Consider the following 18,226-nt stretch of genomic DNA (forward strand, 5'->3'; position numbering starts at 1 on the left):
CACCGACGGCGGGGCGCCAAGCACCGTGGTCAGGTAGATGGGCAGCAGCGGATAAAGCAGTTCGCTGGCAGTGTCCTGCAGGAACGACACCGCGGAGAGCACCCGCACGTTGCGGTTGAGCCAGGTCACCGCTCGGTCGGCGTCGGGGCGAGCACGAAGAAGTTCTCCTCCTCCTGCACGAAGTGCAGGCAAAGCAGGGCGTACAGACCGTACAGACAGGCGAGCAGATCGTCGGACTGTTCGCCTGTCACCGTACCGGCCGCCTCGGCGATGTCGCGGTGGCTGTGCAGCCGCTGCGCGAGCCGGTGGATCTCGGCATGCATGCGGCTCATGGTCGCGGTGGCCTCGGGGCTCCCCAGCGGCCGCGCCAGCGCCGGGTAGAGCGCGTTGTCCTCGGCATCCTCGTGGGGCAGCAGGGTTTCCCGCAGGAACCGGTCGGCCGCCCGCAGCGTCACCAGGGCAGCGTGCCGATCCCCCGCACTGACCTGCTGGGCGACGTCGCGCAGCACGGAGAGTTCGTCGCGCATGCGATCGTGCTCGCCGGCGAACCGTTGCAGCATTTGCTGCGTGTTTTCATCAAGGCGCACCGCCGCCCCATGGTCGCCGCGCAGAGCGCGCAGCGCATTGAGGATCACCGCGAGGTCGATACCTTCCTGCAGCAGCGCACCGGCCGCCGGCGCCAGCAGTCCGACGGCGGCAAAGCCCATCGCCACCAACGACAATCCCATGCCGACGACGGCGCTCTGTACCGCGATACGGCGCGACCGGCGAGCGATCAGCATGGCGTCGGCCAGCCGGTCGAGCCGATCTGTGGTCAGCACGATGTCGGCGGCTTCGGAACTGGCCGTCGATCCCCGCGCCCCCATCGCGATGCCGATGTCGGCGGCGGCCAGCGCCGGGGCGTCGTTGACCCCGTCGCCCACCATCGCCGTCACCGCCCGCTCCCGCTCGGCACGAACCCGGGCCACCTTGTCCGCCGGTGTCTGCTGGGCCGCCACCTCGTCGAGGCCCAACACCGTCCCGATCTGCTGGGCCGGCGCCGGCCGGTCACCGGTCAGCATCACCAGCCGGGTCATGCCGGCCGCGCGCAGCCGCCGCAGGGTTCGCGGGGCGTCCGGGCGCAGCGGGTCGGCCAACAGGATTGCGCCGACGATGTCGCCGTCGACCCGGACCCAGGCCACCACAGCGCCGTCCAGCGACGCCCGGGACAGCACTGCGGCCACCCAGGCGGCCGGCTGCCCGTCGAGACTGAAGTTGCCGACCTGCACCCGACGCCCGTCCACCGTCGCCGCCACCCCGGTTCCGGCCTCTTCGGCGGTGTCGGTGGGCATACTCAGCGTCAGTCCGCGCAGCCGCGCCTCTTCGACGATCGCCGCGGCCAGGACGTGCGGGGAAAGCTGGTCGGCGGAGGCGGCCAGCCGCAGCACCTCGCCGGAGTCCCAGCCGGGCGCAGTCACCACATCGGTTCCCCGGGGCCGTCCCGAGGTCAGAGTCCCGGTCTTGTCCAACACCAACGTGGTTGCGCGGCCGAGGGTTTCGAGCGGACCGCCGCCACGCACGAGCACCCCGATCCGGGAGGCGCGGGACAGGCCGGACACGATCGCCACGGGTGCGGCCAGCAACAGCGGGCACGGCGTGGCGACCACCAGAACGGCGACCGCCCGAGCGGCCGATCCGCTGAGCAGCCAGGCCAGTCCGGCGACCGCCAGCGCGAGAGGGACGAACCAGGCGGCCACCCGGTCGGCGAGGCGGATAACCGGCGCAGACTCCGCCGCCGCCTGCTTGGCCAGCCGCACGATGCCCGCGTAGGTGCTGTCGGCGGCGGTGGCAGTGGCCTGAATCTCCAGCGCGGCACCGGCGTTGAGGCTGCCACTGCGCACCTCCTCGCCGCTGCTGTAGCGCACCTGCAGAGGTTCGCCGGTCAGCGCCGAGTCGTCGATCACCGCGTAGTCCGAGCACACTCTGCCGTCCACCGGCAGCACCTCACCAGGGCCGATGACCACTGCGTCACCCACCCCGATTTGGTCCAGGTCGATCACCTCGACGCCATCGGGGGTGCGCCGCCGCGCGGTGCGCGGGACCCGGTCCAGCAGCGCGCGCAGATCCTTGGTGGCCCGCCTTTCGGCCGCGGCGTCCAGTGCCTGACCGGTGGCGAGCATGACGCCGATCAGCGCTCCGGCCAGGTACTCGCCGACCGCGAGGGCGCCGGCCAGTGACAGCACGGCGAGGATGTCGACGCCGAAGCGGCCGGCCCGAAGGCCGGTGATCACCCACCACATCGCGGGCAGGATCGCTGCGACCGTGCCGACGATCCAGCAGGCGTCGGCGACCGTGGGGGCGCCGGACAACCAAGCAACACCCCCGGCGGCCAGTGCCGTCAGGGTGACGCCGAGCAGCAGCAGCCAGCGCAGATGGGCCATGGTCACCCCAGTCTGTCAGCCGGCGGCGAATCCGGAAAAAGGAGCATCCGGCTTGTAGCATCTGCCCGATGTCGACTCTTGACGGCCTTCCCGCCCACCCACTGCTGGTCCACTTCATCGTGGTGCTGGCGCCCCTGGCCGCGGTTTTGGCGATCCTATGCGCGGTCTGGCCGGCCGCCCGGCAGCGGCTGGTGTGGCTGGTGTTGGTGCTCGCCGGCGTCAATCTGGTGCTGACGCCGGTGGCGACGGAGGCCGGTGAGTGGCTGTACGAACGCACGCCGGACTCGGCATACCTCGACACCCACGAGCATCTCGGCGACACCATGATCTACGTCTCGATCGCGTTGATGGTCGCCGCCGCACTGCTGGCCTTTTCGCACGTGCGCTCCAACCGGGGCAAGTCCTCGACGGCCCTGTCGGTGATCGTCGCGGTTCTAGTGGTGGTGATCGGCGTGGGCACCACCGTCCAGGTGTTCCGGATCGGCCACTCCGGCGCCCAGTCGGTGTGGAGCGACGTGCTCGAACCCGCGGCCGGCGAGGGAGGTTAGCTCGGGCTCCGATGCGGTGACGGTCCGGTGACCCGGGCCGGCCAAAGCACCTCAACGCACTAGAACACGTTCTAGTATCGGCTCGTGCGATTCACCTACGCCGAAGCGATGACCGAACCGAGCTACTACATCCCGCTCGCCAAAGCCGCCGAGGCCGCCGGCTACCACGCGATGACCATCCCGGACAGCATCGCCTACCCATTCGAGTCGGACTCGAAATACCCCTATACCCCGGACGGAAACCGCGAGTTCCTCGACGGCAAGGCCTTCATCGAGACCTTCATCCTGACCGCCGCACTCGGCGCGGTGACCAGCACGCTGCACTTCAACTTCTTCGTCCTCAAACTGCCCATCCGCCCGCCGGCACTGGTGGCAAAGCAGGCCGGTTCACTGGCCGCCCTGATCGGCAACCGGGTGGGGCTGGGCGTGGGAACCAGCCCGTGGCCGGAGGACTACGAGATCATGGGTGTCCCGTTCGCCAAACGCGGCAGGCGGATGGACGAGTGCATCGACATCATCCGCGGCCTCACATCCGGGGACTACTTCGACTATCACGGCGAATTCTTCGACATCCCGAAAATCAAGATGACGCCGGCACCGACCGCGCCGATCCCGATCCTGATCGGCGGTCACGCCGACGCGGCCCTGCGCCGCGCTGCCCGCAACGACGGTTGGATGCACGGCGGCGGCACCGAGGATCTCGACGACCTGCTGGCCAAGCTGCGGCGCTACCGCGAGGAGGAGGGCACCGCCGACAAGGACTTCCAGATCCACGTCATCTCGCTGGACGCCTACACCCCGGACGGCATCAAGCGACTGGAGGACAAGGGCGTCACCGACGTCATCGTCGGCTTCCGGCTGCCCTACATCACCGGCCCGGATACCGAACCCCTGGATGTCAAGATCCGCAACCTGGAGATGTTCGCCGAGAACGTCATCGACAAGGTGACGTAACCGGCCAGAGCACCCTTTTGTCGGGTTAACGTTCTCGTCGTGGGCGAGTATCGGGAGATCTTTCAGGCAAGCCTCGACGATCCGGCTGGCTTCTGGGCGCAGGCAGCCCGCGCGGTCACCTGGACCAGGGCGCCACAACGCATCCTCGACGACGACAATCCGCCGTTCTACCGATGGTTCCCCGACGCCGAACTCAACACCTGCGCCAACGCGCTCGATCGTCATATCGACGAGCGCGGCGATCAGCCCGCACTGATCTACGACTCACCGGTCGCCGGCGTCAAACGCACCTACACCTACCGTGAATTACTCGACGAGACAGCGCGTTTCGCCGGTGTCCTGCGCGGACTCGGGGTCAACAAAGGCGATCGCGTGGTGCTGTACATGCCGATGATCCCCGAGGCCGTGGTGGCAATGCTGGCCTGCGCCCGCCTCGGCGCGGTGCACTCGGTGGTGTTCGGCGGGTTCGCCAGCCACGAGTTGGCCACCCGCATCGATGACGCCCAGCCGACGGTGATCGTCTCGGCGTCGTGCGGAATCGAACCGACCCGGGTGATCGAGTACAAGCCGATGCTCGACCACGCGCTGCAGCGGTCGTCGCACCGGCCGCAGGCCTGTGTGATCGTCCAGCGCGACCGGCAGCGCTGCGATCTCGTCGCCGGCCGTGACCACGACTGGGCCGACCTGATGGCAGGAGCCCAACCGGCCGACCCGGTGCCGGTGGCCGCGACCGATCCGCTGTACGTGCTCTATACCTCGGGGACCACCGGCAAGCCCAAGGGCATCGTCCGCGACAACGGCGGACACGCGGTGGCCCTGACCTGGAGCATGCGCAACATCTACGGGGTGGGCCCCGGAGGGGTGTTCTGGGCGGCCTCCGATATCGGCTGGGTGGTCGGCCACTCCTATATCGTCTACGGGCCGCTGCTGGCCGGTGCGACAACCGTTCTCTACGAGGGCAAGCCGATCGGAACGCCCGATCCCGGGGCGTTCTGGCGGGTGGTGTCCGAGCACAGGGTCAAGGTCTTGTTCTCTGCGCCGACGGCGCTGCGCGCCATCCGCAAGGAAGATCCCGAGGCATCCCACTTGTCGCGCTACGACCTGTCGTGCCTGCGGTATCTGTTCCAAGCCGGCGAGCGGCTGGACCCCGACACCTACGAGTGGGCCTCGCAGAAGCTGGGCATACCGGTGATCGACCACTGGTGGCAGACCGAAACCGGATGGGCGATCGCCGCCAATCCCGTTGGAGTGGAGCAACTTCGGTTGAAGGCCGGATCGCCGACGGTGCCGATGCCGGGTTACGACGTGCACATCCTGCACCCGGACGGCTCCGGATGCGAGCAAGAGCAGGAGGGCGCCATCTGCATCCGGTTGCCGTTGCCGCCGGGCACCCTGCCCACCCTGTGGGGTGACGATGCCCGGTTCGAGGCGTCGTACCTGTGCGAACATCCGGGCTACTACCTCACCGGCGACGGCGGCTACCTCGACCGGGACGGCTACCTGTTCGTGATGGGCCGCATCGACGACGTGATCAACGTCGCCGGCCACCGCTTGTCCACCGGTGCGATTGAGGCGGTGGTGGCCGGCCACCCGGCCGTCGCGGAGTGCGCAGTGATCGGCGTGGCCGACGAGATCAAGGGGCAGGTGCCGCGGGGGTTGGTGGTGCTCAAAGCCGGCGCATCCGATGAAGGCCTGGCCGCCGAATTGATAGCGGCGGTTCGGCATTCGATCGGCGCTGTCGCGTGCTTCAACACCGTGGATGTCGTTCCGGCGCTGCCGAAGACCCGTTCGGGAAAGATTCTGCGCAAGACCATGCGCGGCATCGCCGACGGTCGCGACGAACCCGTGCCGTCGACCATCGAGGATCCCAGTGTTTTGGAGACATTGTTGCCAATTCTCCGGAGTTGAACATCGGACGGCACTAAAATTCCACGATGACGACCGTGGAGAGCCCACTGCGCGAGCGGGTCATCGCTGTCGAGAGCCGCGCCACCGATATCGCCCGGGGACGCGCCTTGCGAAAGGCCGTGCCGCGGCGAACTTTGGCCCAACTGGTGCCCGCCCGTCGGGACGCCGGCTACCCGGAGAAGACGATCCGCAACATCCTCGGCACGTCGCGATTAATTTGCAGGATTTCTCGGTTCCGGCATGCGACTATCGGATTTATACGCAGGACGCCAGCCTGCAGGCCAAAGGAGCCGCCGATGCTGTGGTCAAGCATCTATCTCGTCATCGCATCGGCCGTTGCCGCAACGGTTTTCGTTGTCGGGCAGTGGCTTACCCAACAGCCTGATGCCGCCGCCGAGCACCCCATCCTGATCGCTGCGATCGCCGGAGTGCTGTGGCCGGTCCTGGCCCTCGGGATGACCGAGGCGCTGCTACTCAAGGGCGCCGCCCGCCGTAGCAATTACCCGGGCTCCTCCCACACCACATCCGATGGGGACTTGTCCGGCCGCAATCCCCGCCAACTCGGATGGCGCAACCTGTCGTCCGACGTCATCTCCCCGTAGCGGACCTCGCCGACAAGCTCGGGCCGCACAAAGGTCACATCCTTGACCTCCGCCCGCGGCAGCGCCGGGTCGAACGGCGAGCGGGCCGTATGCAGCGGTGCCAGAATGGATTTCAGCTCGGCGAGGTCCTTTTCGGTGAACCCGGTGCCCACCCGGCCGATGAAGCGCAAGCCCTCTTCTTCGGGGATCCCGAGCAGCAGCGCACCGATGCCGCTGGAGCGCCCGCCTTCACCTTTGCGCCAGCCGCCGATGACCGCCTCCTGGGTGTTCCAGTTCTTGTCCTTGATCCACGCCGACGAGCGCCTTCCCGGCTGATAGGTGGAGTCCCACTTCTTGGCGACGACGCCCTCCCACTTACGCTTACGCGAGTAGGCCAGCGCCGCCGGGCCGTCGTCGTCGAGCAGGGGCGGCACGATCAAACCCGTTCCCTGAGCAAAGGTTTCGAGCACGCGGCGCCGGTCGCGGTACTTGGCCCGCAGCAGCGAGCGGTCGTCGAGGTGCAGAATGTCGAAGGCCCAGAACTGAATGCGGGTTGCCCGGGCCCGGTTCTGCATCTCGCTGAAGTTGGGCACGCCGCGCTCGTCGAGGGCAACCACCTCCCCGTCGAGGATCACGTGGTGTGCGCCGATCGCGGCGGCCAGCTCCTGCAGTTGCGGATATTCCTTGGTGACGTCGCGTCCGTTGCGCGTTTGCAGCCGCAGCCGGCCGTGGTCGGCCTCCACCAGAAGTCGGTAGCCGTCGAATTTGCCTTCGAACGCCCAGTGCGCGGAGGTGAGCCTGTCCACCGAGCCGAGGGTGGCCAGCATCGGCGAGAAGTCGGACAGCCGCACGGTGTTAATCCGTGAGCTGGGCTGCTCCTTCATCCGGTGCGCCAGCCATTGGTCGCCGTCGGTCTGAATCAGTGCGTAGCGTCCGCTGACCCGCTGACCGCTCAGGTCGACGATCACCTCGCCACCCTTGCCATCCGGGCCGTCGGAGACATTGAATTTCTCGGCGTCGTAGGTGCCGGAATCCCACACCGTCACCGTGCCGGCGCCGTACTCCCCGGCGGGGATGGCGCCTTCGAAGCCTGCGTACTCCAGGGGGTGATCCTCGGTGTGTACGGCCAGATGGTTGACCGACGGGGTGTCGGGCAGGTTCTTGGGAACTGCCCACGACACCAGGACTCCGTCGCGCTCCAACCGGAAGTCGTAGTGCAGACGGCGGGCGCGGTGCTCCTGGATGACGAACCGATTGCCCGCCGCGGCCGCCGGTGGTGTCGCGGCGGAGGGCACCGGCTCCGGGGTCTTGGCGGCATCGCGCATGCCGCGGTAGGTGGTCAATCTGTCGACCGGCGGCGGCCCGGCCTGCTCGTCGAGACCGGCCAGCAGATCGCCGTGGTCGGCGACCCTGGACAGCACCTCCTCGAACTGCAACTGCTCTAGTTCGGGATCGCCGATCTCCTCCCAGGTTCGAGGGGCGGCGACGGTGGGCGTGCGGCGACCGCGCAGCGAGTAGGGCGCGATGGTGGTCTTGGCCGCGTTGTTCTGGCTCCAGTCCAGGAATACCTTGCCCGCGCGAAGGCTGCGGGTCATGGTCGCCGTCACCAGGGCGGGCATGCTCTGCTCGAGTTGCTGGGCCACCGTGCGCGCCAGCACCGCCGCGCCGGCGCTGCTGATCGGATCGGCGAGCGGGACGTAAAGATGCAGGCCCTTGCTGCCGCTGGTCAACGGGAACACCCGCAAACCGATGTCGTCGATCAGCTCCCGCACCGCGTGGGCGACTTCGCACAGCTGCGTCATGGTCACGCCGTCGCCGGGGTCGAGATCGAACACCAGGCGGTTCGCCAGGCCCGGCCTTCCGTCGGGGCCGAAAAGCCATTGCGGCACATGGACTTCCAGCGCGGCCTGCTGGGCGATCCAGGCCAGCCCGGTGGAGTCGTCGATGATCGGGTAGGCGGTAGCACCGGACTTGTGCACCAAGGTGCCGCGGTGCAACCAGGACGGCGCCGACTTCGCCAGTTCCTTCTCGAAGAACGCGGTTCCCTCGACTCCATTGGGCCAGCGCTTGCGGGTGGCCGGCCGGCCGGCGATGTGCGGCACCATCACCTCGGCGATGGTGGTGTAGTACCGGAACACGTCGGCTTTGGTGGTGCCGGTCTCCGGGTACAGCACTTTGTCCGGGTTGGTCAGCCTGACCAGCGGCCCGCTCGTGGCTCCCGGTGGCCAGACGTCGATCACCACCTCACGGTATTACCCGCTGCTACGGTGGACCAATGATCAGGTACTCGGTTGCAGCTGCGCTGGCCGTGGGTTTGCTGACAGCACCGCCGGCGGCCGCCAATCCCGACGACCGGCTCCCGTACTGCGCCGCCGGCCAGAGACCGACCCCGGGCGAATGCAAACCGGCACCCAACGTCGCTTCCCCGGAGTCCCCGACGGGTCTTGATCCCAGTCTCGGGATGGGCTACAACCCCGGGCTTCCGACCGGGCTCAATCCGGCAACCAAGTCAGCGTTCTGACCGGCGGGACTGGCCACATGCGTTCGATCTGGAAAGGTTCCGTCGCCTTCGGTCTGGTGAACGTCCCGGTGAAGGTGTACAGCGCCACCGAGGACCACGACCTGAAGTTCCATCAGGTGCACGCCAAGGACAACGGCCGCATTCGCTATCAGCGGGTCTGCGAGGAATGCGGCGAAGCGGTCGAGTACCGCGACATCGCCAAGGCCTACGAGTCGGGCAGTCAGACGGTGGTGATCACCGACGAGGACATCGCCACCCTGCCGGAGGAGCGCAGCCACGAGATCGAGGTGCTGGAGTTCGTCCCGGCGAGCGATCTGGATCCGATCATGTTCGACCGCAGCTACTACCTGGAGCCGGACGGCAAGTCCTCGAAATCCTATGTACTACTTGCCAAAGCCCTGTCGGAGACCGATCGGGTGGCCATCGTCAACTTCGCGCTGCGCAACAAGACCCGGCTGGCGGCGCTGCGGGTCAAGGACTACTCCAAGCGCAACGTCATGGTGGTGCACACGCTGCTCTGGCCCGACGAGATCCGGGATCCCGACTTCCCGTCCCTGGACGCCGATGTCGAAGTCCGCCCGGCCGAACTGAAGATGGCCGGCCAGGTGGTGGAGTCGATGGCCGACGACTTCCATCCCGAGCAGTACACCGACACCTATCAGGAGCAACTGCAGGAACTCGTCGAGGCCAAACTCTCCGGCGGCCAGGCCTTCACCACCGAGGAGAAACCGGCCCGCCTCGACGACACCGAGGACGTCTCCGACCTGTTGGCCAAGCTCGAAGCCAGCGTCAAGCGCCGCCGCGAGGAGTCCGCCGCCCGCAGCCAGGCGGAACCCGCAGCAACTGAAGCCACTGAACCCACTGTCCCAGCCGTGAAAGCCGCCGCCAAAAAAGCCCCGGCGAAGAAGGCGCCCGCCCGGAAGGCCCCCGCCAAGAAATAGAACGTGTTACAGATTACCGTGGGGGTTGGCGACAACGGTTCGTGACAAGGAGCCGACGTGATCCTGGACAACTTCCGGCTGGACGGGCAGGTCGCTGTCGTGACCGGAGCCGGGCGTGGGCTGGGAGCGGCGATCGCGGTGGCCTTCGCCGAGGTCGGCGCCGACGTCGTGATCTCGTCCCGAACCGAGGCTGAGCTTCAGGCGGTGGCCGCGCAGGTGGAAGCCGCCGGCCGGCGCGCCCATGTCGTGGTGGCCGACCTCGCCCAGCCGGACAGTACCGCCGAACTGGCCGGTGCCGCGGTGGCGGCATTCGGCAGGCTGGACATCGTGGTCAACAATGTCGGCGGCAGCATGCCCAATACGCTGCTGACCACCACGGTCAAAGACATGCGCGACGCCTTCGCCTTCAACGTGCTGACCGCCCACGCGCTGACGGTGGCGGCGGTCCCGCTGATGCTGGAGCATTCCGGCGGCGGCTCGATCATCAACATCAGCTCCACCATGGGCCGCCTGGCCGGTCGGGGCTTCGCCGCGTACGGCACCGCCAAAGCCGCACTGGCGCACTACACCCGGCTCACCGCGCTGGACCTCTGCCCGCGGATCCGGGTCAACGCGATAGCTCCCGGCTCCATCCTGACGTCAGCGCTGGACGTCGTGGCGTCCAACGACGCACTGCGCCTGCCGATGGAGAAAGCCACCCCGATGCGACGTCTCGGTGAGCCGGACGACATCGCCGCGGCGGCGGTCTATCTGGCCTCACCGGCCGGCAGCTTCCTGACCGGCAAGATGCTCGAGGTCGACGGCGGCCTGGTCGTTCCCAACCTCGACTTGCCCATCCCGGACCTGTAGACCCACAGCTGTAGGAGGACACCATGGCCATTCGCGTCGCGCAGATCGGCACCGGCAACGTCGGCACCCATGCGCTGCGATCGCTGATCTCCAACCCCGACTACGAACTCACCGCGGTGTGGGTGTCCTCGAAGGCCAAGGCCGGCAAGGACGCCGCCGAACTCGCCGGGCTGGACACCCGCACCGGCGTGCTGGCCACCAATGACCTCGACGCGGTGCTGGCCACCGGACCCGACTGCGCCGTCTACACCGCGATGGCCGACAACCGGCTGATGGAGGCGCTGGAGGACTACCGCAAGATTCTGGCGGCCGGCGTCAACGTGGTGGGCAGCGGCCCGGTGTTCCTGCAGTGGCCGTGGCAGGTGATCCCCGATCAGATGCTGACGCCCATCGAAGAGGCTGCCCGGCAAGGGAAGTCGAGTCTCTTCGTCAACGGCATCGACCCCGGTTTCGCCAACGATCTGATCCCGCTGGCACTTGCCGGAACCTGCCAGAGCATCGAGCAGGTGCGCTGCATGGAGATCGTCAACTACGCCACCTACGACAGCGCGACGGTGATGTTCGACGTGATGGGCTTCGGCAAGCCGATGGACGAGATCCCGATTCTGCTGCAGCCGGGTGTGCTCAGCATCGGCTGGGGGTCGGTGGTCCGGCAACTGGCCGCAGGCCTGGGGCTCGAACTCGACGGCCTGGAAGAGATGTACATCCGCGAACCGGCGCCGGAGGCGTTCGACATCTCCAGCGGGCACATCGCGAAGGGGACCGCCGCCGCCTTGCGTTTCGAGGTGATCGGCATGGTCGACGGAGCCCCCGCCGTCGTGCTCGAACACATCACCAGATTGCGCGACGACCTCGCCCCGGAGTGGCCGCAGCCCGCGCAGCCGGGCGGCAACTACCGCATCGAGATCACCGGGGAGCCGTGCTACGCCGTGGACGTCTGCCTGTCGAGCCCCAACGGCGACCACAACCACGCCGGGGTGCTGGCCACCGCGATGCGCATTGTCAACGCGATCCCGGCCGTGGTGGCCGCCGAACCGGGGATCCGCACGACGCTGGATCTTCCGCTGATCACCGGTAAGGGCTTGTACTCTGGCGCCTAAAGGGCTGTACCAGGCCCTTCGGCCTCGGCAACGGAGGACGCCATGACACGAGCGTTGCTGGCGGCCCTTGCTGCCTCCCTGGTGTCCGCCCTGCTTCTGGCCGCCCCCGTCGCGGCGGTTCCCACATGCACCAAGACCGGTCCGACCACCACGACGTGCGTCACCGGCGGCCACACCGCGATCACCACCACGCCCAACCCGGCGCTGAGCAACCCGTGGCCGGGGTGGGGTGTCGGTTGGGGAACCCCGGTGATCGGCCTGGGCGGCGGCGGCGTCTGGATCGAGTTCTGACCGCGCCGTTGATCACCACACGAACACCGAGCGCCCCCCGGTGGTCTCTGCTCGGGCCCGCCTTCGTCGCCGCCGTTGCCTATGTCGACCCGGGCAACATCGCCGCCAACGTCAGCGCCGGGTCGCAGTTCGGCTTCCTGCTGGTGTGGGTGATCGTCGTCGCCAACGTCATGGCCGGGCTGATCCAATACCTCAGCGCCAAGCTGGGTTTGGTGACCGGCCGGAGCCTGCCGGAGGCAGTGCGGGACCGGACCGGCAGGAGGAGCCGGATCGCGTACTGGGTACAGGCTGAACTGGTCGCGATCGCCACCGACGTCGCCGAGATCATCGGCGGGGCTCTGGCGCTGAAGCTGCTCTTCGGCCTGCCGCTGGTCCTGGGCGGCGTCATCACCGGCGCGGTGTCGCTGGTCCTGCTGGCCATCGGCGACCGCCGCGGGCAGCGGATGTTCGAGCGGATCATCACCGGTCTGCTGCTGGTCATCACGATCGGTTTCCTGGCCAGCCTGGTCGTCAACCCGCCGCCGGCCGCGTCGGTGGCCGGCGGCCTGCTCCCCCGCTTCGACGGCGCCGACAGCGTGCTGCTGGCCACCGCCATGCTCGGGGCGACGGTGATGCCGCATGCGGTGTATCTGCACTCCGGGCTGGCCCGAGACCGGCACGGCCACCCGCCCGCCGGCGGTCGCCGCATCGCGCTGTTGCGAGCTACCCGCTGGGATGTCGGGATCGCGATGGTGGTGGCCGGCACGGTGAACCTGGCGCTGCTGCTGGTGGCCGCGACCAACCTGCGCGGCGTCGAGGGCACCGACACCATCGAGGGTGCCCACGCCGCCGTCGGTGCGGCGCTGGGGCCGGGCGTAGCGCTGTTCTTCGCCGTCGGCCTGCTGGCGTCGGGACTGGCGTCGACGTCGGTGGGCGCCTACGCCGGCGCGATGATCATGCAGGGTCTGCTGCGCAGAAGGTTTCCGGTGCTGGTTCGGCGGCTGGTCACCCTTATTCCGGCACTGCTGGTGCTGGCCAGTGGGGTGGACCCCACCAAGGCCCTGGTGCTCTCGCAGGTCATCCTGTCCTTCGGCATTCCGTTCGCCCTTGTTCCGCTGGTCCGACTGACCGCGAACCGCAACCTGATGGGCACCGACGCCAACCACGCGCTGACCACGCTGCTGGCCTGGTCGGCGGCGGCCCTCATCATCATGCTCAACCTGGCACTGATCGTTCTCACCGTCCGCTGATGCACAGCTACTTCGCCTACGGCTCCAACCCGTGCGAATCCCGCGCACTGGCCAGCCCGGCGAACGACGCACGCCGGGGACGGTCCGCAGTCGCTCTCGGAGTTGTTGAGGGTTCCCGGTGTCACCGAAAGCGGCGTCCTGCGGTCCCGGTTCGGATTCCTGGCCATCCACGGCGGCGGGCTGGAGAAGGTCACCGACGTGATTGCCGAGCGAGCCGCCGAACAGTCGGGGGCGTCGGTGTACGCGGTTCCCCACCCGGACGGTTATCCCCACCACCTGCCGTCGGCCCGCTACCTGGCCTCCGAGTCCAGCCGGCTCGCGGAGTTCCTCAGCCACGTCGACGTGGTGATCTCGCTGCACGGGTACGGGCGGATCGGCCGTTCGACTCACCTGCTGGCCGGCAGCGGCAACCGGGCACTGGCCGAACACCTGGCCCGTTGCGTCGAGCTGCCCGGCTATCGGATGCTGACCGACCTGCACGACATGCCCCCGGAGCTTCGGGGCGTGCACCCCGACAACCCGGTCAACCGCAGCCGCGGCGGCGGAGTGCAGCTGGAGTTGCCGGCGCGGGTGCGCGGCATCAGCCCGCGCGGCCCGCCGCCGGGCCCGGACGGCCTCTCGCCGGCCACATCGGCGCTGGTCGACGGCCTGGCCGCGGCTGCGACCCGCTGGGGCGGCTGAGCAGCAGAGATCTGCGTCACAGACCCATCCGTGAGCACCACGGCTCCGAATCATGGATGTGGAAACCGCAACGTCTGCCCGGTCTACTTCCGCGCTGACCCCGGCGCTGTATCCGATGCGCGTCACGCACCTGCACCGTTCGCCGGTGCGCCACTTCGGGGAGCACGGCACCTACAGCTGGTACGTCGACATCGAGGAGCTTCCGCAGCTGTCCTGGTGGCTGCGTCCGTTCGCGCGATTCGAGGCAAGCGACCACCTCGACGGGGCGCCGGGCGACACCCTGCGCCAGCGCGTCGATGCCTATCTGGCCCGCCACGGCGTCTTCATCCCGGGCGGACGGGTGACGGCGCTGCTGATGCCGCGGGTGCTGGGCCATGCCTTCAGTCCGCTCAGCCTGTTCTGGTGCCACGATGCCGCCGGCGGCGTGCGCTGCGTCATCGCCGAGGTGCAGGACGCCGCGGGAGCCCGCCGGGCCTACCTGCTTCCCGCCGCCGAGGACGGCCCGGCCGCGGTGGCCGACGGCGTGCGCGACGCCCCGTTTGCCGGGGAGGACGGTTACTTCCTGGTGCGGCTGCCCCGGCCGACGGAAAGCCTGGAGCTGACGATCTCGTTGCATCGCGACAACCACGCGGCACTGGTCGCTACCTGGCGCGGGTCACGCCGGCCTGCGACCGCGGGCCAGGTGCTGCGGATGCAACTGACCAATCCGCTGGCGCCTCAAATGGCGAGGCTCGGTGTGCGCCTGCAGGCGATGCTGCTGCGGTGGCGCGGCATGCCATCGGCGCCGAGCCCGGAGCGCCACGAACGTGTCGTGCAGCGGGCGGTAAACGCCCCCGCCGCCAGATGGGGGGCAAATAGCCATTCGTGGGCGACGTCGTGACGCAATTGCTGGACCGTCCAGTTACGCTTCGGTTCGATGTCACCGAACACGAGCGGAATGAAACGGTGAGTTCGACCGACTTGGACGCCTTGTTGCGCCGGGTCGCCCACGGCGACGCCGACGCCTTCGCGCAGTTGTACGACGCCACCCGGTCCCGGGTGTACGGCATGGTGTGCCGGGTCCTGCGCGACCGCGGCTACAGCGAGGAAACCACCCAGGACGTGTACCTGCAGGTGTGGCGAACCGCGGAGAGCTACGACCCGGCGTCCGGGAGTGCGCTGGCCTGGCTACTCACGCTGGCCCACCGCCGCGCGGTCGATCGGGTGCGATCCGAACAGGCCGCCACGCAGCGTGATTCGAGATACGGCTCGGCAAATGTGGAGCGTGACACCGACAGCGTCACCGACGCGGTGCTCTCCGGCGAGGATCGCCGGCGCGTCACGGCGTGCCTGGACGGCCTCACCGACATCCAGCGCGAGTGCATCGAACTCGCCTACTACCAGGGCATGACCTACGTGCAGGTCTCCGAGCGCCTGTCGGCGAATCTGGCCACCGTCAAGTCTCGGATGCGGGACGGGCTGCGTGGCCTGCGCAACTGCCTGGGTGTCGGGTGAGGGAACTCCGATGACCCAGACACGCGAAGGAGACCTGCTCGAACTGGCGGTGCCGTACGCGCTGGACGCGGTGTCGGACACCGAGCGCGACGAGATCGAAAGCTGGCTTGCGAGCGCCCCGCTGTCGGTGGCAGACGACTTCTACGACGAGGTGCGGGCCGTTCGGGAGACGATGGCGGTGGTGTCGGCCGCCAGCGCCGAGGAGCCGCCGGCCGACCTGCGCGCCCGGCTGATGTCGGCGGTCGCCGGCGACAACGTTCGGACTCTTCCGACAACGCCAACCCCGACACCCGGGGGCCGACGGTGGCGCACCGCGGTGCTGTCGGCCGCCGCCGCCGTGCTGATCGGCCTGACGGCAGTCGGGGTCGGATTGTCGCTGCGCCCCGCGGCGCCGCCGCCGCAATCCACCGCGCAACAGGTGTTCACGGCCGCCGATGTGCACACTGTCTCCGGGGCCATCCCGGCCGGCGGGACCGCCACCGTGGTGTTCTCCCGGGACCGCAACGCGGGCGTGCTGGTGATGAACGACGTACCGCCGCCGTCGCCGGGGACGGTCTATCAAATGTGGTTGGTGAGCCCGTCTGGAGCGTCGTCAGCCGGGACGATGGACGCCAAGGCCGTCGCGCCGTCGACCACCGCCGTGCTGGACAACCTCGGCAACTCGACGAAACTGAGGTTCACCGTGGAGCCCGGGACGGGGTCCACCCAGCCCACCGGTGCGGTGATCGCCGAGCTTCCGCTCAGCTGAGCGTCGCGGCCGCCACGCTAACTGACCGTGGCTGCCGCCACTTCAGCTGACCGTGGCTGCCGCCACTTCCGCTGACCGTGGCTGCCGCCACTTCAGCTGACCGTGGCTGCCGCCACTTCCGCCACCACGTCGGCGACGTCGCGCCGGTGCCGCCACGCGCGGCGCTGGCGGATCGCACCGTTGCCGCGCTGCAACAGCCGGTGAATTTCCAGGCAGACCCAGGCGTCGTCGCCGAGCTGGGCCAGGGCGGGACCGATGGCGGTCGACCACTGCTGCAATACCTTCGTCGCGGGCACGGCGCGAACGATGTCCCTCCCGGCGATATCGAGGAGCCGTCCGCCCAGACCGTCGTGGGCGGCCTTCCAACACGCCAGACGGACTAGGTGATCGGGAATGGCCGGCGCGGACTCGCCGCGCTCGTACGCCGCCAGCGCAGTCATCACCGACGCGCGGACCAGGGTGGCGTGCAGCACGGTCTCGGCGGCCGTCAGCGCAACGTCGGCCACCCGGACCTCTACGGTGGGAAACCGGACCGACGGCCGGACATCCCAGTAGATCATTCCGTCGTCGAGGATCGCGCCGCTCTCCAGCAGCGCCGCTACCGCGGCGTCGCAGTCGGCTTCGGTGTCGAAATACGGCGGCGGTCCGGCGCTGGGCCATCGACCCCACACCACATTGCGCCAACTGGCATGACCGGTGTCGCTGCCGCGGTGAATCGACGAGTTCGCTGTCAGCGCAAGCATCACCGGCAGCCACGGCCGCAGCCAGTTACTCACCGCGATGGCCGCATCGCGGCTCGGGACTTCGACGTGCACGTGGCATCCGCAGTTACCGCGCTCGTCGGCGATCATGCCGACGGCATCGGCTATCCGGTGATAACGCGCACTGTCGGTGATCGCCACCGGCGTGTCACCGGCTGGTGGCATACCGGCGGCCAGCAGTACCGCACCGGCTTCCTGCGCGGACGCCGCCGTCGCGGCTCGCAGCTGTGAAATCTGTTCGCGCAGTTGCGAACTGGTCTCAGCCTTATCGGTGGCAACCTCTACCTGCGAAGCCGTCAATTCAAGTTGGAGATTGATGCCGCGACGCGCGGCGTAGCGAGCGACCTCGGCGTTGCGCGCGACCGGCCAGCCGGTGAGCGGATCGACCAGCAGGAACTCTTCTTCCACGCCGAAGCTGGGGCCGCTCATGGTCAGCTCCTTCATCGGTGATGAATGGGAGTGCCCAGGGCCGCCGGTTTCCAAACCCGACCGCCGCCGACGGACTGTCAGAACACGTATCACGCAGCGGTAGCTGCGGAGCGCTTAATTCCAACGCGCGCAGGCCGATTCGCGCCCTTTTGGCTGTTCAGGGCTACTGTGAAAGTGCTTCGCACAAGTCATATATGCGCTCCGCTGAGCCGCCGCCGGGTTGTTTACCTGGGTCTGACCGAGGGAATGGTCTGCCGGCAGTCCTGGCCGGATGGCAACCTGGATTCGCAAGGACTACCCCCGCTACGCGCCCGAACGTGGCCACAGCTACTTGATCGCGCTCTACGGGGCTCGCTAGTCCGACGGCTCCGCCCCCTGAGCTATAACCGGTAAGCTGCCAGGCTGTCCGCCCTCGTAGCTCAGGGGATAGAGCACGGCTCTCCTAAAGCCGGTGTCGCAGGTTCGAATCCTGCCGGGGGCACACTCTATTTCCGCAGATCAGAACCGTTTTCCGGGCGATTGCCCTACGCTCCTCCGCTCCCTTCTGGTCGGCGCTTGGTCGGTGCTTCTGTAGCACCGGATGAATTCGATTGCCGTTCGATGGCCTGACGCGCGGCAGCATCCAGTCGGTGAGCAACGTCGTCTAGGTCACTGGGGAACAGTCCGGCGTAGTGATTCAGCGTTGTGGCTGCCGATTCGTGGCCCAGGAGACGCGCAACGGCGATGACGGATGCGCCGGCCTGGATCGCTAGCGACGCAGCCGTGTCGCGC

Annotated in this window: 16 protein-coding genes, 1 tRNA gene and 2 pseudogenes; 15 read left to right on the forward strand and 4 right to left on the reverse strand. The window is 68.3% G+C overall.

Annotation, left to right across the window (positions count from 1 at the left end):
* A pseudogene (locus ADBZ6I_RS07860) lies at nt 1-129 on the reverse strand (MFS transporter); the annotation flags it as partial.
* Nucleotides 126-2,420 (reverse strand): heavy metal translocating P-type ATPase, encoded by a 2,295-nt coding sequence (locus ADBZ6I_RS07865; protein ID WP_526382555.1) that lies wholly within the window; start codon nt 2,418-2,420, stop codon nt 126-128. The gene ADBZ6I_RS07865 and the pseudogene ADBZ6I_RS07860, both read right to left, overlap by 4 nt.
* Before the next feature lie 68 nt (nt 2,421-2,488).
* Here ADBZ6I_RS07865 and ADBZ6I_RS07870 point away from each other — a divergent pair, with 68 nt between their 5' ends.
* The 4 genes from ADBZ6I_RS07870 to ADBZ6I_RS07885 all read left to right on the forward strand — a co-directional run bounded on the left by ADBZ6I_RS07870 (nt 2,489) and on the right by ADBZ6I_RS07885 (nt 6,432).
* Nucleotides 2,489-2,968 (forward strand): DUF2231 domain-containing protein, encoded by a 480-nt coding sequence (locus tag ADBZ6I_RS07870; protein ID WP_526382557.1) that lies wholly within the window; start codon nt 2,489-2,491, stop codon nt 2,966-2,968.
* An 84-nt stretch (nt 2,969-3,052) separates the two neighbouring features.
* On the forward strand, nt 3,053-3,922 hold the full coding sequence (locus tag ADBZ6I_RS07875; protein ID WP_526382559.1) for a TIGR03619 family F420-dependent LLM class oxidoreductase: 870 nt from the start codon (nt 3,053-3,055) through the stop codon (nt 3,920-3,922).
* Nucleotides 3,923-3,961: 39 nt separating this feature from the next.
* Nucleotides 3,962-5,830, forward strand: a complete 1,869-nt coding sequence (locus tag ADBZ6I_RS07880; protein ID WP_526382561.1) for a propionyl-CoA synthetase — start codon at nt 3,962-3,964, stop codon at nt 5,828-5,830.
* Nucleotides 5,831-5,856: 26 nt separating this feature from the next.
* Complete coding sequence (locus tag ADBZ6I_RS07885) at nt 5,857-6,432, forward strand: hypothetical protein (protein ID WP_526382563.1); 576 nt, start codon at nt 5,857-5,859, stop codon at nt 6,430-6,432.
* Here ADBZ6I_RS07885 and ADBZ6I_RS07890 read toward each other — a convergent pair.
* A complete protein-coding gene (locus ADBZ6I_RS07890; RefSeq protein ID WP_526382565.1) occupies nt 6,330-8,651 on the reverse strand; it encodes an ATP-dependent DNA ligase in 2,322 nt (773 codons plus the stop codon). The genes ADBZ6I_RS07885 and ADBZ6I_RS07890 overlap by 103 nt on opposite strands.
* Nucleotides 8,652-8,686: 35 nt before the next feature.
* Here ADBZ6I_RS07890 and ADBZ6I_RS07895 point away from each other — a divergent pair, with 35 nt between their 5' ends.
* From ADBZ6I_RS07895 to ADBZ6I_RS07940, 10 genes and pseudogenes are all read left to right on the forward strand, one after another.
* A complete protein-coding gene (locus ADBZ6I_RS07895; RefSeq protein WP_526382567.1) occupies nt 8,687-8,932 on the forward strand; it encodes a hypothetical protein in 246 nt (81 codons plus the stop codon).
* Nucleotides 8,933-8,949: 17 nt separating this feature from the next.
* Nucleotides 8,950-9,873: a non-homologous end joining protein Ku gene (gene ku / locus ADBZ6I_RS07900; protein ID WP_526382569.1), complete on the forward strand. Its 924-nt coding sequence runs from the start codon at nt 8,950-8,952 to the stop codon at nt 9,871-9,873.
* A gap of 57 nt (nt 9,874-9,930) precedes the next feature.
* On the forward strand, nt 9,931-10,722 hold the full coding sequence (locus ADBZ6I_RS07905; protein WP_526382571.1) for an SDR family oxidoreductase: 792 nt from the start codon (nt 9,931-9,933) through the stop codon (nt 10,720-10,722).
* Between the two features lie 23 nt (nt 10,723-10,745).
* Complete coding sequence (locus ADBZ6I_RS07910) at nt 10,746-11,822, forward strand: NAD(P)H-dependent amine dehydrogenase family protein (RefSeq protein ID WP_526382573.1); 1,077 nt, start codon at nt 10,746-10,748, stop codon at nt 11,820-11,822.
* Between the two features lie 42 nt (nt 11,823-11,864).
* On the forward strand, nt 11,865-12,113 hold the full coding sequence (locus tag ADBZ6I_RS07915) for a hypothetical protein (RefSeq protein WP_526382575.1): 249 nt from the start codon (nt 11,865-11,867) through the stop codon (nt 12,111-12,113).
* Between the two features lie 8 nt (nt 12,114-12,121).
* Nucleotides 12,122-13,342: an Nramp family divalent metal transporter gene (locus ADBZ6I_RS07920; RefSeq protein WP_526382577.1), complete on the forward strand. Its 1,221-nt coding sequence runs from the start codon at nt 12,122-12,124 to the stop codon at nt 13,340-13,342.
* A gap of 30 nt (nt 13,343-13,372) precedes the next feature.
* Nucleotides 13,373-14,023 (forward strand): annotated as a pseudogene (locus tag ADBZ6I_RS07925) (poly-gamma-glutamate hydrolase family protein); the annotation flags it as partial.
* 52 nt (nt 14,024-14,075) lie between these two features.
* Entirely contained in the window at nt 14,076-14,903 is an 828-nt protein-coding gene (locus ADBZ6I_RS07930) for a DUF1365 family protein (protein WP_526382579.1), read from the forward strand.
* Nucleotides 14,888-15,517: an RNA polymerase sigma factor gene (locus ADBZ6I_RS07935; RefSeq protein ID WP_526382581.1), complete on the forward strand. Its 630-nt coding sequence runs from the start codon at nt 14,888-14,890 to the stop codon at nt 15,515-15,517. Before ADBZ6I_RS07930 ends, ADBZ6I_RS07935 begins: the two co-directional genes overlap by 16 nt.
* 10 nt (nt 15,518-15,527) lie before the next feature.
* The gene (locus ADBZ6I_RS07940) at nt 15,528-16,265 is read left to right on the forward strand and encodes an anti-sigma factor (RefSeq protein ID WP_526382583.1); all 738 of its coding nucleotides are present in this window, start codon (nt 15,528-15,530) and stop codon (nt 16,263-16,265) included.
* Nucleotides 16,266-16,357: 92 nt separating this feature from the next.
* On the opposite strand, the gene ADBZ6I_RS07945 is transcribed toward ADBZ6I_RS07940, so the two are convergent.
* On the reverse strand, nt 16,358-17,455 hold the full coding sequence (locus ADBZ6I_RS07945; protein ID WP_526382585.1) for a carboxylate-amine ligase: 1,098 nt from the start codon (nt 17,453-17,455) through the stop codon (nt 16,358-16,360).
* 408 nt (nt 17,456-17,863) lie between these two features.
* On the opposite strand from ADBZ6I_RS07945, the gene ADBZ6I_RS07950 reads away from it, so the two are divergent.
* Nucleotides 17,864-17,936: transfer RNA gene (locus tag ADBZ6I_RS07950), tRNA-Arg, on the forward strand.
* The last annotated feature ends 290 nt before the right edge of the window (nt 17,937-18,226 follow it).

It is taken from the genome of Mycobacterium sp. (assembly GCF_044342925.1).
Taxonomy (GTDB): Bacteria; Actinomycetota; Actinomycetes; order Mycobacteriales; family Mycobacteriaceae; genus Mycobacterium.

Coding starts and splice junctions, on each gene's coding strand:
- ADBZ6I_RS07930 (WP_526382579.1), top strand. CDS start 14,076: ATGGATGTGGAAACCGCAACGTCTGCCCGGTCTACTTCCGCGCTGACC.
- ADBZ6I_RS07885 (WP_526382563.1), top strand. CDS start 5,857: ATGACGACCGTGGAGAGCCCACTGCGCGAGCGGGTCATCGCTGTCGAG.
- ADBZ6I_RS07895 (WP_526382567.1), top strand. CDS start 8,687: ATGATCAGGTACTCGGTTGCAGCTGCGCTGGCCGTGGGTTTGCTGACA.
- ku (WP_526382569.1), top strand. CDS start 8,950: ATGCGTTCGATCTGGAAAGGTTCCGTCGCCTTCGGTCTGGTGAACGTC.
- ADBZ6I_RS07865 (WP_526382555.1), bottom strand. CDS start 2,420: ATGGCCCATCTGCGCTGGCTGCTGCTGCTCGGCGTCACCCTGACGGCA.
- ADBZ6I_RS07945 (WP_526382585.1), bottom strand. CDS start 17,455: ATGAGCGGCCCCAGCTTCGGCGTGGAAGAAGAGTTCCTGCTGGTCGAT.
- ADBZ6I_RS07870 (WP_526382557.1), top strand. CDS start 2,489: ATGTCGACTCTTGACGGCCTTCCCGCCCACCCACTGCTGGTCCACTTC.
- ADBZ6I_RS07940 (WP_526382583.1), top strand. CDS start 15,528: ATGACCCAGACACGCGAAGGAGACCTGCTCGAACTGGCGGTGCCGTAC.
- ADBZ6I_RS07910 (WP_526382573.1), top strand. CDS start 10,746: ATGGCCATTCGCGTCGCGCAGATCGGCACCGGCAACGTCGGCACCCAT.
- ADBZ6I_RS07915 (WP_526382575.1), top strand. CDS start 11,865: ATGACACGAGCGTTGCTGGCGGCCCTTGCTGCCTCCCTGGTGTCCGCC.